Annotated in this window: 12 protein-coding genes; 7 read left to right on the forward strand and 5 right to left on the reverse strand. The window is 57.6% G+C overall.

The window, feature by feature from the left end:
- Nucleotides 1–19: 19 nt before the first annotated feature.
- Both OHL22_RS08875 and OHL22_RS08880 read right to left on the reverse strand, forming a co-directional pair.
- Nucleotides 20–658, reverse strand: coding sequence for a hypothetical protein (locus tag OHL22_RS08875; RefSeq protein WP_263335713.1), 639 nt, complete (start codon nt 656–658; stop codon nt 20–22).
- Nucleotides 659–752: 94 nt separating this feature from the next.
- Nucleotides 753–2,180, reverse strand: a complete 1,428-nt coding sequence (locus tag OHL22_RS08880) for a DUF2252 domain-containing protein (protein ID WP_263335716.1) — start codon at nt 2,178–2,180, stop codon at nt 753–755.
- Between OHL22_RS08880 and OHL22_RS08885 the strand changes: the two genes are divergently transcribed.
- The 4 genes from OHL22_RS08885 to OHL22_RS08900 all read left to right on the forward strand — a co-directional run bounded on the left by OHL22_RS08885 (nt 2,179) and on the right by OHL22_RS08900 (nt 10,054).
- A complete protein-coding gene (locus OHL22_RS08885; protein WP_263335717.1) occupies nt 2,179–3,657 on the forward strand; it encodes a UbiA family prenyltransferase in 1,479 nt (492 codons plus the stop codon). The two genes, OHL22_RS08880 and OHL22_RS08885, sit on opposite strands and share 2 nt — an antisense overlap.
- Before the next feature lie 346 nt (nt 3,658–4,003).
- On the forward strand, nt 4,004–7,279 hold the full coding sequence (locus tag OHL22_RS08890; protein WP_263335718.1) for an efflux RND transporter permease subunit: 3,276 nt from the start codon (nt 4,004–4,006) through the stop codon (nt 7,277–7,279).
- Nucleotides 7,276–8,541, forward strand: a complete 1,266-nt coding sequence (locus OHL22_RS08895) for an efflux RND transporter periplasmic adaptor subunit (RefSeq protein WP_263335721.1) — start codon at nt 7,276–7,278, stop codon at nt 8,539–8,541. The genes OHL22_RS08890 and OHL22_RS08895 overlap by 4 nt, the downstream gene beginning before the upstream one ends.
- Entirely contained in the window at nt 8,528–10,054 is a 1,527-nt protein-coding gene (locus tag OHL22_RS08900) for an efflux transporter outer membrane subunit (RefSeq protein WP_263335724.1), read from the forward strand. The genes OHL22_RS08895 and OHL22_RS08900 overlap by 14 nt, the downstream gene beginning before the upstream one ends.
- Before the next feature lie 84 nt (nt 10,055–10,138).
- On the opposite strand, the gene OHL22_RS08905 is transcribed toward OHL22_RS08900, so the two are convergent.
- From OHL22_RS08905 to OHL22_RS08915, 3 genes are read right to left on the reverse strand one after another with little or no spacing between them, the layout of a single operon-like run.
- Nucleotides 10,139–10,567: a TA system VapC family ribonuclease toxin gene (locus OHL22_RS08905; RefSeq protein WP_263335726.1), complete on the reverse strand. Its 429-nt coding sequence runs from the start codon at nt 10,565–10,567 to the stop codon at nt 10,139–10,141.
- Nucleotides 10,545–10,814 (reverse strand): hypothetical protein, encoded by a 270-nt coding sequence (locus OHL22_RS08910; RefSeq protein ID WP_263335728.1) that lies wholly within the window; start codon nt 10,812–10,814, stop codon nt 10,545–10,547. Before OHL22_RS08910 ends, OHL22_RS08905 begins: the two co-directional genes overlap by 23 nt.
- A 56-nt stretch (nt 10,815–10,870) precedes the next feature.
- On the reverse strand, nt 10,871–12,775 hold the full coding sequence (locus tag OHL22_RS08915; RefSeq protein ID WP_263335732.1) for a hypothetical protein: 1,905 nt from the start codon (nt 12,773–12,775) through the stop codon (nt 10,871–10,873).
- Here OHL22_RS08915 and bcp point away from each other — a divergent pair.
- From bcp to OHL22_RS08930, 3 genes are all read left to right on the forward strand, one after another.
- A complete protein-coding gene (gene bcp / locus OHL22_RS08920) occupies nt 12,750–13,226 on the forward strand; it encodes a thioredoxin-dependent thiol peroxidase (RefSeq protein ID WP_263335734.1) in 477 nt (158 codons plus the stop codon). The two genes, OHL22_RS08915 and bcp, sit on opposite strands and share 26 nt — an antisense overlap.
- A gap of 7 nt (nt 13,227–13,233) precedes the next feature.
- The gene (locus OHL22_RS08925) at nt 13,234–13,929 is read left to right on the forward strand and encodes a DNA-3-methyladenine glycosylase (RefSeq protein WP_263335737.1); all 696 of its coding nucleotides are present in this window, start codon (nt 13,234–13,236) and stop codon (nt 13,927–13,929) included.
- A gap of 62 nt (nt 13,930–13,991) precedes the next feature.
- Complete coding sequence (locus tag OHL22_RS08930; RefSeq protein ID WP_263335741.1) at nt 13,992–14,510, forward strand: c-type cytochrome; 519 nt, start codon at nt 13,992–13,994, stop codon at nt 14,508–14,510.
- Nucleotides 14,511–14,576 lie beyond the last annotated feature (66 nt).

Below are 14,576 nucleotides of genomic sequence, written 5' to 3' on the forward strand. Positions count from 1 at the left end.
TCAAAAATTGAAGAATTGGCTAGTCAGTGTCGGTAGCCGCTAGAACCCAAAGGTTGCGCAATCTGCTATCGAACAAGATTGCGGTCCAATCCCAAGCAACGTCATAGAACCAATTCGTCCACGCATCTGAACAACGGTAATACTCTATCTCTGCAAATCGTTCTTCAAAGATCGCTTTGCAAAAAGCGAGGGCAAATTGTTTCTCGGTCCTGCCATCGCCGGACGGCTTCCAATACGCACCTCCATGCCAGAGATCATGTGCGAGATCTCCATCAAACGTAAAAGGACTTTTCCACGTAAAACAACCTGATGGACCCTTTGAAAAAGGAAACTGAAAGAAATCTGTTGGCAAAGCAACAGGGATCTCAAGTTCCGGGAGAGCCTCTCGAACTTCTTTGCCGGAAAGCATAGCTGAATACACGTCATACGGAGCCAACCATCTGCGTGAAACGAAATACTCGAACTCCTCATCTGACTGGACTTGAAATCCAGCTAAGAGGATTTTGCCGTTGGGATGAGTTTCCAAGTATCGATCGAGAAGTATCTGAGATGCATCATTCTTTACTGAAATTCTAGTCAGTTGGAGACGCTGAACAATCTCGCCTACCTCCTGCAACGTAGGCCTTCTGCCTTGAAATTTGTTTAGCGATTCGTTCATTCGTCGACTTCGGTCTTTCTCAAATTTTCTCGAATATATACGGACACAGGAGCAGTCGTAGAACCGTTTCCATTCTCGTAACGCACCACGACATCTACTTCTTCACCTTCTTCAACTCCCGCCAATCCTTATCCGTCTGATTAGCATACTTGCGCCCAAACTCAGCCAGCGTCTCGGCAAACCCTTCGCCCGAGCCAAGATACGCCGCAATCTGCCGTGCATCGCCTGATCGCGCATGACCGCGCGCCAGCAACTCGCCGCAGACCACTGCATAGCCAAGCAGGCCATCACCACAGAGAATCGCCGGGTCGACCGACCCCTTGTGATCCGCAAGCTGACGCACCAGATAGTCGCGTCCATCCAACGTGGTATAGCCCAGCAGGATATCTGTGCCGGTCTGAAAGAGCCGTTGCCCTTCTACCACGCGCTGCCCCTGGTGACGCGCCACATGCGGATCCTGCAGATACGGCGCATACGCCGAGTGCGCTTCTTCCTTGATCTGAATGAACAGCGGATCGTCCGGCCCGTTCCCCTGCAGATAAATGCAGTAATCGCGCAGCCCCACCGATCCGGTTCCGACAACCTTAAACGCCACATCGACCGGATGGTACTCCGCCAGAAAACGCTGCCGCTGCGATTGCAGGGTTGGCCGGTACTCTTCAAATGCTTTAAGCACAGCCTCTGCCTTACTGCCCGTGACACGCGTAAGAATTGGCTTCTGCTCTTTGAATCGCCGTGGCGCGCCAGGCTTTGTAGCATCCGGCCCCGGCACCGGTTCGGTCAGCTGCTCGAGCGTGTGCATCGGCGTGCCACGTACCGCTTTTTGCAACGCCTGATGAACCGGAACGATCTCTTCGATGCGGCTGATCTGGTCCCGCACCTGAGTAAGAAAAGGCATAGGAGCGTAAGCCCGCATGCGCTCCGTGTAATTCGAAATGCAATCGATCACGGCGCGCGCGCAAAGCTTGTCGTCATTGCCGGCTTCGCGCCCGGCAACCACCAGCGAAGCAGCCATGCGTTTCAGATCCCATTCGAAAGGACCACGAAACGTCTCGTCAAAGTCATTGACGTCAAAGATCAGCCTGCCGTCCTCCGCCGCATACGCTCCGAGATTGCGAACGTGAGCATCGCCGCAAAGCTGCACCATCAGTCCGGTATTGGGCATCGATGACAGATCGGCAGCCATCACCGGCACGGCTCCCCGGAAAAACCCAAAAGGCGAAGCGCACATACGCTCATGTTTCAGCTTGAGCAATGCCGGCACGCGCCCCTTCTCGGCTCGCTGCAGCAAAACCAGCGGCGGCGTCAACCGCGCCTTGGCTGAAAAATCAGCATGTGCGCGCCGGGCGATCTGTTTGCGACGGGCCAGCCCCAGATTCTCTCGTTCTTCAATCGTTGCCAATGACATGACGGGACCATACAACCGGAAGGCAACAAACTGCAACTCTGTTTCAGAGCCGAAGTATGCTACTGGATATACTGGAGCAAGCCACTCCGAGCCATACAGGATATGTGCCCGCATGAGCGAAGAAAACTTTGCCTCTCAAGCGGCTGCGGTCGCATACGAACCTGAGGCCAAAGATACCGGCGTGCCAGTCTGTGTCGATCTGGACGGCACCCTGGTCAAATCCGACACGTTTTACGACTCCGTCTGCCTCCTGCTGAGGATGAAGCCGGCGAGCCTCCTTCGTTTCCCGCAGTGGCTCCTCTCCGGCGGCAAGGCGCGGGTGAAGCAGGAGGTCAACCTCCGTGTCTCCATCGATGCCGCTCACCTGCCTTACAACCAGCCGCTTCTCATCTTTCTCCGCGAGCAGCAGGCGATGGGCCGCCCCATCTACCTGACCACCGGCGCAGATATAGGCCTGGCGGAGCGAGTAGCCGCGCATCTCGGCTTCTTCTCTGGAGTTCTGGCCTCCGATGGATCCACCAATCTCACCGGCAACCACAAGCTAGCCGGGTTACAACAGCGTTTTCCGGTCTTCGACTACATCGGCAATGCAAAGCCTGATCTGCCAGCGCTCGCGCATGCCCGCAAGGCATACCTGGCCAATCCAACTCAAGGCCTGCGCATGGCCTTGAAAGCACGCCGCCTCTCCACGGAATACACCTTTGAAGACCGCCGCAAGCTTCTTCCCGCCATTCTCAAAGCGGTTCGGACTCATCAGTGGGCAAAAAATTTCCTTTTGCTCGTTCCGTTGCTCATGTCGCATCAGCTCACGGTCCGGTCCGTCAGCCAGGCCATCACGGCCTTTTTCTGCTTCAGCTTCGTTGCCTCAGCCAATTACCTGATCAATGATCTGCTGGACATGGAAAGCGACCGGCGTCATCACAAAAAGCGGTTCCGGCCCTTCGCCCACGGAGATCTAACCGCCGCATTTGGCGCCTTTCTTGCTTTCGTGGCCGTCGCCGTCAGCGCCGCTATGCTGCCGTTTCTGCCCATACCCTTCGCGCTTTGGCTGATCGTATATGTGGTGGTCACTTCCGCGTACTCGTTCTACTTCAAACGTGTCCCGATCGTCGACGTACTGGTCCTCTCCGGCCTCTACACGCTTCGTCTCATGGCTGGTGGCGCTGCAACCCAAACACCTATCTCGCCCTGGCTTTCAAGCCTGTCCATCTTTCTGTTCCTCTCTCTGGCAATGGTCAAGCGCTTCAGTGAGCTGGCAAACCTGCGCGAACGCGGCGTCTCGTCAACGCACGGCCGCGGGTACCACGTCTCGGACATGGAGCAGATCCGCGCTTTCGGCACATCAAGCGCCTATGCAGCCGTCGTAATCTTCTCCCTCTATATCTCGCATCCGGACGTCTCCCGCCTGTACCGCCATCCGGGACGATTATGGCTCATCGTCCCCCTCATGCTCTATTGGCTCACCTGGGTATGGCTCAAAGCCTCGCGCGGCGAAATGCACGAAGACCCGGTTATTTTCGCCATCCGCGACCGGCAAAGCATGGCGATCGCCGTCTGTATTGGCATTCTGGCTTTGTTTGCTGCTCTCTGAGCGAGCATGTCAGTAAATCGTCAGGCTTTACCTGGCGATCCAGACCCACCTTCCTGCATCCTGCGGGGTCACAGGTCCGTCTTATAAACGAAAACCTTTCCTCTGTTGGAATCAGCCGCTGAAGATCCATTCGCTGACTGTTTCCGGCTTGCAATGCACATCAACAGCAGGACGGCGTGATCGGGGCTGTAATTCCCCGGAGCGGACAGTCGACCATATAGGCGAAGAAACGCTGAAGCCATTGATTTTTCATGGCTTCGTGCTTCCAGACCGTAAGCCTGCCGTTCTGCTCTAGACTGAACTCTGGGCTACCGTTTTCGGCGAGCTTCCAGGAGCGACAAACAGTATGTGGATTGTCCGGCTTGCCTTACGGCGGCCTTACACCTTTGCCGTCTTTGCCATCCTCCTGCTTTTGATTGGCACCGTGAGCATCCTGCAGATGCCAACGGATATCTTTCCCAATATCGATATTCCTATCGTCAGCATCGTCTGGAATTTCACCGGTCTCTCCGCCCAGGAAATGTCCACGCGCATCGTCGCCAACAGCGAGCGCGGCATGACCACCACCGTCAGCGATATCGAGCATATTGAGTCTCAGTCGCTCAACGGCATCGGTGTCATCAAGGTTTACTTCCAGCCCCATGCAAACGTCGCGGAAGCCGTCGCCGAAATCACCTCTATCAGCCAGGTGCAGTTGCGCTCTCTGCCTCCCGGATCGACACCGCCATTCATCATCCAGTACAACGCATCGAGCGTGCCGGTTCTGCAGCTCGGCCTTTCTGGCCAGGGTCTGAATGAGCAGCAGTTAAATGACCTTGGAACAAACCTGATCCGTACCCGACTGGCAACCGTCGAAGGAGCATCCCTCCCTTGGCCCTATGGTGGCAAGCAGCGTCAGATTCAGGTCGATCTCGATCTGCATGCGCTGCAATCCAAGGGTCTCTCGCCCACGGATGTGGTCAATGCCATCAGCGCGCAAAACATCATTACTCCGGCCGGCACAATGAAAGTCGGCAACTATGAGTACGCGGTCGAGACCAACTCTGCCCCGCTCATGGTCAATGAGTTGAACAACCTGCCCATCCGCACTGTCAACGGAACTGTAATCTACATCCGCGATGTAGCCCACGTCCGCGACGGTTTTCCGCCGCAGACCAACATCGTGCGCGTCGATGGCCAGCGCGCCTCGCTGATGAACATCCTCAAGACCGGTTCGGCATCTACGCTCGACATCATTGCCGGTGTTCGCGAAAAACTGCCCGGCATCCTCGCCCAGATGCCTCCGCAGCTCAAGCTTGAGGCCCTCAACGACCAATCCATTTTTGTCAAGGGCGCCATTAGCGGCGTGGTGCGAGAGGCCATCATCGCCGCCTGTCTCACCGGCGTAATGATCCTCGTCTTCCTCGGAAGCTGGCGCTCGACGCTGATCATCGCGGTGTCCATTCCACTGTCGATTCTGAGTTCGCTCATCTGCCTGGCCGCTCTGGGCGAAACCATCAACATCATGACGCTCGGCGGCCTTGCCCTGGCCGTCGGAATTCTCGTAGACGACGCAACCGTCGAAATCGAAAACATCAACCGCAATCTCGAATCCGGCAAGGAAATCGAGCAGGCCATCCTCGACGGCGCTGCGCAGATCGCAGTGCCCGCGTTTGTTTCAACCCTCTCTATCTGCATCGTCTTCGTGCCCATGTTCTTCCTCAGCGGTGTTTCACGATACCTCTTCGTACCACTCGCTGAAGCCGTTGTCTTCGCTATGCTCGCCAGCTACCTGCTCTCACGAACCGTCGTCCCGACGATGGCGAAATATCTGCTCAAGGAACATAGCGACGAAGAAGCGGAAAAGCGCCGCACTAGCCGCAACCCCTTTATCGCCTTTCAACGTGGCTTCGAGCACTACTTCGAGAAGATCCGCCATGGCTACGTGCGGCTGCTCACCTTTTGCGTCGATCACGCCAAGGCGTTCATCTTCGTTTTTCTGCTCATCTGCGCTGCGTCGGCCGCTCTCATAGTGCCGTGGCTCGGCGAGGACTTTTTCCCATCGGTAGACGGCGGCGCCTTCCGTATTCACGTGCGGGCCCGCACCGGCACGCGTATTGAAGATACCGCTGCGCTCTGCGATCACATCGACTACACCATCCGCCGTGAGATTCCTCCCGCCGAAGTTACCACCATCATCGACAACATCGGCCTTCCCTACTCCGGTCTGAATCTCTCGTATTCGACCTCAGCCCCAGTCGGCACAGCCGATGCGGACATCACCGTCCAGTTGGCGGAAAAGCACCACCCCTCCGATAAATATGTGAACGACCTGCGCAAGACGCTGAGCCGCGAATATCCAGGTGTGACGTTCTACGTTCTGCCCGTGGATATCGTCACGCAGATCCTGAATTTCGGCCTGTCTTCACCAATCGATATTCAGGTCATTGGTCCCGATCTCGAAGATAACCGCGTGTATGCCGAGAAACTACTGAATGACGTCAAATCCGTTCCCGGCACTGCTGACACGCGCATTCAGCAGCCATTCGATCTACCCAACTTTACAGTCAACGTGGATCGCACTCGCTCAGCAGAGGTTGGTCTGACGCAGAAGGATGTTGCAACAAGCCTGCTCGTGGCTCTCAGCGGCAGCTTCCAGACAACGCCGAATTTCTACCTCGACCCGAAAAACGGCGTTTCCTACAACATCGCGATCCAATCACCGCAGTACAACATTCAATCGCTTCCCGATCTGCAGAGCCTACCCATCTCGGTTCCCGCCAGTAGCGCTCTGGAACAAGCGCCACAGACTATATATGGCGCAAGCGCCACAGCCGCACCTGGAAGCACGCAGTCCGTTCAGGTGCTCGGCAATCTCTCTTCCATATCTCCCGGCGCGGAAATGGGCACGGTCAGCCACTATGACGTTCAGCCTGTGCTCGATATTTATGCCAACGTGGACGGTGTGGATCTCGGTACCGTAACGCGCAAAGTCGAGAAGATCGTCGCAGAGCACAAGAAGGATCTGCCCCGCGGAACCCAGGTTGTGCTGCGCGGTCAAAGCGAGACCATGAACAAGTCCTACATCGGCCTGCTCTCCGGACTTGCCCTTTCGATCTTGCTCGTTTACTTCCTCATCGTTATCAACTTCCAGTCGTGGCTTGATCCGTTCCTCATCATCTCCGCGCTGCCTGCGGCCATTACTGGCATCGTCTGGTTCCTCTTCCTCACTGGAACGCGTTTGAGCGTACCCGCGTTGACCGGCACCATCATGTGCATGGGCGTCGCCACCGCGAACTCGATCCTTGTCGTAAGCTTCGCTCGCGAGCAGCTTGAGGCGCTTGTCGGCGATGCCCGCAAAGCCTCATTGAACGCGGGCTTCGTCCGCTTCCGTCCAGTGCTCATGACCGCCCTCGCCATGATCATCGGCATGGTTCCCATGGCATTGGGTCTGGGAGACGGCGGCGAGCAGAACGCGCCTCTTGGGCGTGCAGTAATCGGCGGCCTGATGCTGGCAACCTTTGCAACCCTCTTCTTTGTGCCAACCTTCTTCTCCGCGCTTCATGGAAGCCTGGAGCGGCGCAGACGCGCGCACGCACCGGCCCAGACTGTCGTAGAAGATCAGTTTCCGGAGCAAATATGAGCCCTGAACAGACATCGAACAGCGAACACAAACAAAACGCTCGCGCGGAGCACGGACACGACACCGAGACTGCACCCGATCAAAAGCCGATCAAGGTCAGCCATGCCATCACGGTGCTCTTGCTGATTGTTGGGGTCATGGTGGTGCTCGGCGTCATCGGCATTCTGCCGCGAGAACACGCTGCGTCCGCGCTTGAGGATCGCACCAAAGAGCTCGCTGCGCCTTCGGTCATCACCCTGGCCCCTAAGCCCGGAAACCCTGTAGAGGAGGTCACATTGCCCGGCAACGTCACCTCTTACAGTGACTCGCCTATCTATGCCCGCACCTCCGGCTACCTCACGCACTGGTACTACGATATTGGCGCAAAGGTGAAGCAGGGCGCACTGCTCGCCGAGATCGCCAGCCCTGAAGTAGACCAGCAGCTAGCTCAGGCAGAGGCTGACCTCAATACAGCTCTCGCCAACGCCAACAATGCGCGCATTCAGGCAGATCGCTACAAAGGCCTCGTCACCGACAACGCCGTCTCGCAACAGGACACCGATACCTTCGTCAATCAGGCAGCTTCTACTTCCGCACAGGTCAAGTCCGCACAAGCCAACGTGCAACGGCTGAAAGAACTGACATCATTCGAGAAAGTCTATGCGCCATTCGACGGCGTCATTACAGCTCGCCGCGTCGATACCGGTCAGCTCATCGATGCCGGAGCAGGCCAGACACCAAGCTCTGAGCTATTCCACATGCAGGCCGTCAACACGCTGCGTGTCTACACCAATCTTCCCGGCGTCTTCTCCGCATCGGTCAAACGCGGCGAAACCATCAACCTCACCTTTGCGGAGCACCCCGGCCAGGTCTTTCAAGGCAAGCTGGTCCGTACTGCCGACGCGATCGATCCTGCAAGCCGCACATTGCTTGTAGAAGTCGACGTCGACAACCGTAAAGGCAACCTGTTGGCCGGAACGCTTGCCGAAGTCCACTTCAAAGTCAATCCAGTCGGCAATGTCTTTGTACTGCCCGTCTCCGTTCTCATCTTCCGCAATGAAGGCCTTCGCGTCGGCACCGTTACTGGCGACACGGCGCATCTGGCGCCCGTAACAATCGGGCAGGACGATGGCCGCACCGTACAGATCATCACAGGCCTCACCGCGCAAGATCAGGTCATTCAGAACCCGCCTGACTCGCTCATCGATGGCGAGAAAGTCCACGTACTGACACCGCAAGAGATGAAGGCCGCCGAGGGAGCACAGAAGAATGGCGGCATCTAAATCAAGCCGAAAGATCGTGTACTCGGCCAGCGCGCTGGCGCTCGCGCTGACAGTCGCGGGTTGCAAGCCCGTTGGTCCTGACTACCAGCGCCCTGCATACACGGCACCGTCAGCCTACAAAGAAACAGGCGCCGCAAACATCACCGTCCCCCCTCCGCCTGCGCCGAATGGCGGTAGCTGGCAGACGGCTAACCCATCCGATGGCATGCTCAAGGGCAAGTGGTGGGAGATCTACAACGATCCGCAACTCAATAAATTCGAAGATCGCATCGCCACCGTAAACCAGAACCTGCATCAGGCTCTCGAAACCTATCTGGCCGCGCGCGAGCAGGTAAAAATAGCGCGTTCTGCCTTCTATCCCTCCCTGTCAGCAGGACCTGGTTTCAACCACGCCAAGGTATCCCAGAACCGTCCGCTCGTTCTTCCTCCGCAAAACAGCGTCGTCACCAGCTACAACGACCTGACCCTCGAAGGTCAGGCCTCATGGGAACCCGATTTCTGGGGAGCCATCCGGCGCACTGTCGAGAGCGCGCGTGCCGCGGCTCAGGCCAGCAATGCCGATATGGCCAACGTAGAGCTAAGCCTCGAATCCGAAATGGCCGAGGATTACTTCGAGCTGCGCGGACTCGACCTGCAAACACAGCTCCTGACCAATGACATCGACGACCTCACCAATCAGCTCAACCTGACCAAACGACGGCTCAAAGGCGGCGTCGCCACAGACGTTGATGTAGCCCAGGCGCAGACCCAGCTCGATCAGACACGCGCCCAGCTCATCGACGTAGGTGTAGCTCGCGCCGAGTTTGAGCATGCCATCGCCTCCATCGCCGAATACGATCTCTCAGGCTTCAGCATTCCACCCGCGCCGCTGGTTCTCAATCCAGACCCCGCGCAACCTAATCAGGACTTGCCGAAAATCCCCCTCGGCGTCCCTTCGCAGCTTCTGCAGCGCCGCCCCGATATCGCCAGCGCTGAGCGCCGGGCAGCACAGGCCAATGCGCAGATCGGCGTAGCCACCGCCGCTTTCTATCCGACAATCACGCTCGGCGGCGGCGGCGGATTTGAAAGCACTCATGGAGGCACCTGGATTCAAGGCCCCAGCTCGCTCTGGTCACTCGGTGCGCAGGCCTCGGAACTGCTCTTTGATGCCGGCAGGCGTAAGGCGACCACCCAGCAGGCACGCGACCTCTTTGAATCAAGCGCTTCGAACTACAAGAACGTGGTCTTCCTCGCCTTCGGTGAAGTGGAAGACAAACTCTCCGACCTGCGCATCCTTGAGCAGGAAGAATCAGCGCAGCGCGAAGCCGTCTTCGACGCTCAGCACTCGCTTGATCTCTCAAACAAACGCTACAAAGGCGGAGCCACCAGCTATCTCGAAGTACTCACCGCAGAGGCGACGCTGATTCAAAACCAGCGTACGCAAGCCACGCTGCGCAGCCGGCGATTTGCTTCGAGTGTCGAGCTCATCCGCTCGCTCGGTGGTGGATGGGATGCTTCGCAGATTCCCAAATAAACCTGGCGTGCTGAGCCTAAGTTCGTATCAATAAATGAAAGACGCGTCGGTCTAGGATGACTCGACGTCAGCGTGGCAGGGTATTCATCTCTTGCTCAGGAGACAGTGAGCTCCGCGCGAGGCAAGCGCCTTATCGAAGGTCACCAGCACACCTCCAGCCGCGTCTGCGCTGGATAACAGCCACGCATCCATCCAGAGCTTGGGAGAGACTGTATTGTCCGAAGCCATGCGCCGAAACCTTGCTTCCGCTTCGGCAGGATCAGGATGAAACCTCACGCGCTCATCCTCGTAAAACCGGTCATATGCTTCCCACGCCCGAGCCATCGTATACGGTTTCCCATCCATGGCGGCGGCGGTGGTCGCTAAGCGCAGGAATCCGAGCTGCGTAAACCTCGTAAAGCAGATCATTCCGTCCTGTTGTTCCCACCATAACGCTGCCGTGGCATGATGCTCATGATCGGGAGAAGCCAAAGCACGCCATACATTGAGATCAGGGAAGCTCAATAAGTTCATAGATTTCGTCATTAGTCAGGAGTCGAAGCCGCCGCCCTTCCGAAGGAATGGGCGGGTTGGCATCCAGATCGAGCCGCTGCGTCGGCCGCGGCAAACCCTTTTCCCGTATGACCGACTCAATCCCTTCCAGAATGAGCTTCCGCGCCGAACAACCTGTGCGTGCGGCAGCCTCATGCACCCTGCGATGAAGATCGCGAGGCAGGTCAATCGACGTCCTCACTGTGTCTGGCTTTGTTTCTCGGTTCATACCAGCTACAGAGTATTCTTGCGACTTAAATAAGTCAAAATGGCGGTCCGCTCAATTCACGGCATCGCCACTGTCGCAAACATCTGCTCGGCGGAGCCACGCAGCACACGATACAGCGCAAATTGCCGCTGCCCATCGCCGCGCAGCTCAAAGAGCAGCTCAGCGCGGTTGTCGGCGGTCGCGTCAACCGCATCGATCAGCCGCATCCGCGGCGTTTCGTCAAGGTGCGCAGAGTCGGTGACGCTCTTATAGAGCACCAGTACCCCACCATAGAGATCGGGCTGCGCAATCAGCGTGACAAACTTCTGCGGCGCAGGCTTCGCGGGCAAACCGCTCTCAGATGGTGCTGAGCTATCGTCTTTCACCTGCGACTGCACCGTCGCGGAATTCTTCCCCGGCGTAGAACGGCGAACAATCTTCGGAGCACTACCGTCAGAAGCTGTCTGCTGGCTCGAATCAGTCTGAACCAGCTCAGGCTTGGGAGTTGCCGCAGTTAGCACGAGCGTAGCCGAAGCGCCATAAGCCAGCTCATACACTTGAAACTGCTCGTCAGCCAGCGGCTTCGGCTCATCGCTGGCAGTCGCCAGCAGCGATGTCTTTTTCTTTGTCGTCTTCGCTGTTGAAGTTTTTGCAGTTTTCGACGCGGCGGTTTTCGTCGTCTTCGACGGAGTCGCAGGCTCATCCATCCCCAGCGCAGTCCGCGCCAGCGCCTCCATCTGCTGCTTGTAATGTGTCTGGTCTGCCGGATCGGACCAGCTAAACGCCCACGGATGTACCGGGCGATTCGCGGAATCGGACACAGCCACCACCTGCTGCATCGCCGGCGGATTGCCCTTCAGCCTCGGAAGCTCCGATGGTTCCAGATCAGCGGGCTTACCATGCATCAGTCTCGGACGGTCCGGATCTGGCGGAGCGTTCGAAACACCCGCCGTATCGCTGTCGTCCGCGCTGTGATGACGCCGCAAAGTTGGTCGATCCGGATCAACAGCTTCGTGCGATCCAGAACCAGAGCCGCTATCACTCCCTGACGAGCTTGTCGTCGATGAAGTCGATGAAGTGGACGAATCCGAGCCGGACTTGCGATGCAGCGTAGGCCGGTCCGGATCAGCTTGCGAACCCGAGCCGCCGCCCGATCCCGTCGAAGCACTTCCACCACTCCCGCTGGTAGACGCGCTCCCGGTATTTGGCGAACCAGTGCCCGACGATCCCGATGAACCATTACCCGAGTCAGACTCCTTCGGATGTTTCCGGTGCAGCACCGGTTTATCGCTGTCATCACCAATATCGACCTTCGAGTTGTAGAGCGAGCTCTGGTTGTAGGCATCCTTTGACCGGGTCTCAGCCGCGGTCGATAGTGATTTCCATACCCCCACTCCCTGCCACGTACCACTCATCTCACCCGCGCCGAAAACATCGTAAAGCCCAGTAGGGCGGCCATCCTTCTGCAACACATATTCCACGCCGCTATCAAGCGCCAGCGGCTGTGGACGATCCAGATACAGCGTTCCATCGTTGAGCTGTTCGCCATCAAAAACCGAGATCGGCACCAGCCTGCTCGCCGACGGTTTTCCCGGCTGCCCGGTCCACTCCAGCACCGCAATCGAGCGCAACACCGGCGCATTCTTATCGCTCTTCTCAATGCGGCCCGGATACTGCGCAAGCCCGGCGACGGAAACACCCAGAAGCATCAGCCCGGCCGTCGCAATTCGCATAAATCTGGCGCTTATCGATCCGGCCACAAACTGCAACACTTTTCTACCCTCCCGGCGCCATGACAGACGGCTGGCCGGTCGGGAATAATCGATGAGAGCCTGCTGGGATTCGCCTCCCGGCAAGGATGGATTCGCAGCACCGGTCACACGCTGCCATTTCCAGTTCCACCACGCACGTGAGCGCAGCTCACGCAAACCCAAGCCGCACAACGAGGTTTTCTTCATGGAACTGAACAAGAAAGTCGCCAACTTCACCCTCCAGGATGACCAGGAAAACACTGTAAATCTTACCGATTTCGCCGGCAGCCCGGTTGTACTCTTCTTTTACCCCAGAGCCGACACTCCTGGCTGCACCATTGAGGCCTGCGGCTTTCGCGATACCTTCGAAAAGCTGCAAAAGGCCGGCGCAATCGTCCTCGGCATCTCCCGCGACACTCCAAAAGCGCAGCGCAAATTCCGCGAGAAGTACAACCTGCCGTATCCGCTCCTTGCAGATGTAGACGAAAAGGTCTGCAATCAGTTTGGGGTCATGAAGGAAAAGAACATGTACGGCAAAAAGGTGAGGGGAATCGCCCGCACCACCTTCGTTATCGGCCCAGACCAGACCCTGCTCCAAGTCTTTGAGAATGTGAAGCCCGAGGGCCATGCCGAAGAGGTTCTCGCAGGAATCAAGGAGTGGAAAAGCGCCCACAAGGCGTGAATCTCAAATGAGCGGCCGATCGACCCATCGCGCCCCAGTCCGGCTTCCCGCCGGCTGGGGCCACATCTCTCGTGAATTCCTTCTTCCCGCGCCGGAAATCGTCGCTCCCCGGCTGCTCGGCAAGCTGCTCGCGCGCAAAACCACAGACGGTTGGCTCGCCGGCCGCATCGTCGAGCTCGAAGCCTACCTCGGTCCTCACATCACCACAACACCCGACCCCGCAGCGCACAGCTTCCGCGGCATCACAGATCGTAACCGCGTCATGTTCGGAGAGCCTGGCCACAGCTACGTCTATTTCATCTACGGCGCGCATTTCTGCTTCAACATCACCTGCGAACCGGAGGGCTTTGCCGGCTGCATCCTCGTCCGCGCCCTGGAACCGATTCTCGGTAGAGATCTCATGGCTGCGAATCGAGATATTTCAAATAAGAACAACGTCTCTGATCGAGACCTGACCTCAGGCCCCGGGCGGCTCTGCCAGGCACTCGACATCACTCGTCCCGAACACAACGGCCTGAATTTACTCAGTACCAGTTCACCGCTGCAGCTTCGTGATGATGGCTTCCCCGCTCCCGCCGTTGAAATCACCACCCGCATTGGCATCCGCCATGCCGCTGAACTACCGTTGCGCTTTTCCATCGCCGGCCATCCTTGCGTCTCACGGCGAACTAACTTGCGTCCTCGCCGCAACTTTGCCGTGTAAACTGGCGTCGTACGAGCCCGTCTATCAATTCAACCGCCCCTGAATTCCGAAAGGATTTTGGCATGATTCGATCCCGCTTTCGGCAGGCCACTCTGGCAGTGTCTGCATGCGTTCTTACCCTTGTCTCACTGACCCTGATACCTTCGCATTTCGCGGTCCAGGCGGCTCAGGAGTCGCCGCAGCAAGGGCCGCCACCGGGAGGACCACCGCCGGGTGGAATGCCTCGGCAAATGCCGAAACCCACCAATCTTAAGGTCCTTCCGAAAGACCTCACTGGCAAGGAAGTTCACGACATCATGGACAAATGGGCTGGCCAACTCGGCGTGCACTGCAACACCTGCCACGCTGCCGATCCCAACCGCGTAGGGCCTAACGGCCGTCCCATGCTGAACTTCCCCGACGACTCAAAGCAAGAGAAGAAGACCGCGCGGGTCATGTACAAGATGGTTCAGGACATCAACAGCAACTACGTCATGAACCTGCCGAATGCCAAAGATCCCGTTACCTGCGGCACTTGTCACCGCGGCCACCAGAAACCCGAAGCCTTCGTTCCCCCGCCCGAAGAAAACCACCCACACTAGGCAGCAATTAGGACTTCAAAACAAACTGGCCTGTTCTCTGAAAATGCTCTTGCAGTCAGAGAACAG

This window comes from Acidicapsa dinghuensis, from assembly GCF_025685685.1.
Lineage (GTDB): Bacteria > Acidobacteriota > Terriglobia > Terriglobales > Acidobacteriaceae > Acidicapsa > Acidicapsa dinghuensis.

What these genes read in the sequence shown, in the direction of transcription:
- OHL22_RS08900 (WP_263335724.1), top strand. Translation starts at nt 8,528, where the DNA reads ATGGCGGCATCTAAATCAAGCCGAAAGATCGTGTACTCGGCCAGCGCG.
- OHL22_RS08905 (WP_263335726.1), bottom strand. Translation starts at nt 10,567, where the DNA reads ATGAACTTATTGAGCTTCCCTGATCTCAATGTATGGCGTGCTTTGGCT.
- OHL22_RS08930 (WP_263335741.1), top strand. Translation starts at nt 13,992, where the DNA reads ATGATTCGATCCCGCTTTCGGCAGGCCACTCTGGCAGTGTCTGCATGC.
- OHL22_RS08910 (WP_263335728.1), bottom strand. Translation starts at nt 10,814, where the DNA reads ATGAACCGAGAAACAAAGCCAGACACAGTGAGGACGTCGATTGACCTG.
- OHL22_RS08925 (WP_263335737.1), top strand. Translation starts at nt 13,234, where the DNA reads ATGAGCGGCCGATCGACCCATCGCGCCCCAGTCCGGCTTCCCGCCGGC.
- OHL22_RS08875 (WP_263335713.1), bottom strand. Translation starts at nt 658, where the DNA reads ATGAACGAATCGCTAAACAAATTTCAAGGCAGAAGGCCTACGTTGCAG.
- OHL22_RS08880 (WP_263335716.1), bottom strand. Translation starts at nt 2,180, where the DNA reads ATGCGGGCACATATCCTGTATGGCTCGGAGTGGCTTGCTCCAGTATAT.
- OHL22_RS08895 (WP_263335721.1), top strand. Translation starts at nt 7,276, where the DNA reads ATGAGCCCTGAACAGACATCGAACAGCGAACACAAACAAAACGCTCGC.
- bcp (WP_263335734.1), top strand. Translation starts at nt 12,750, where the DNA reads ATGGAACTGAACAAGAAAGTCGCCAACTTCACCCTCCAGGATGACCAG.
- OHL22_RS08890 (WP_263335718.1), top strand. Translation starts at nt 4,004, where the DNA reads ATGTGGATTGTCCGGCTTGCCTTACGGCGGCCTTACACCTTTGCCGTC.
- OHL22_RS08885 (WP_263335717.1), top strand. Translation starts at nt 2,179, where the DNA reads ATGAGCGAAGAAAACTTTGCCTCTCAAGCGGCTGCGGTCGCATACGAA.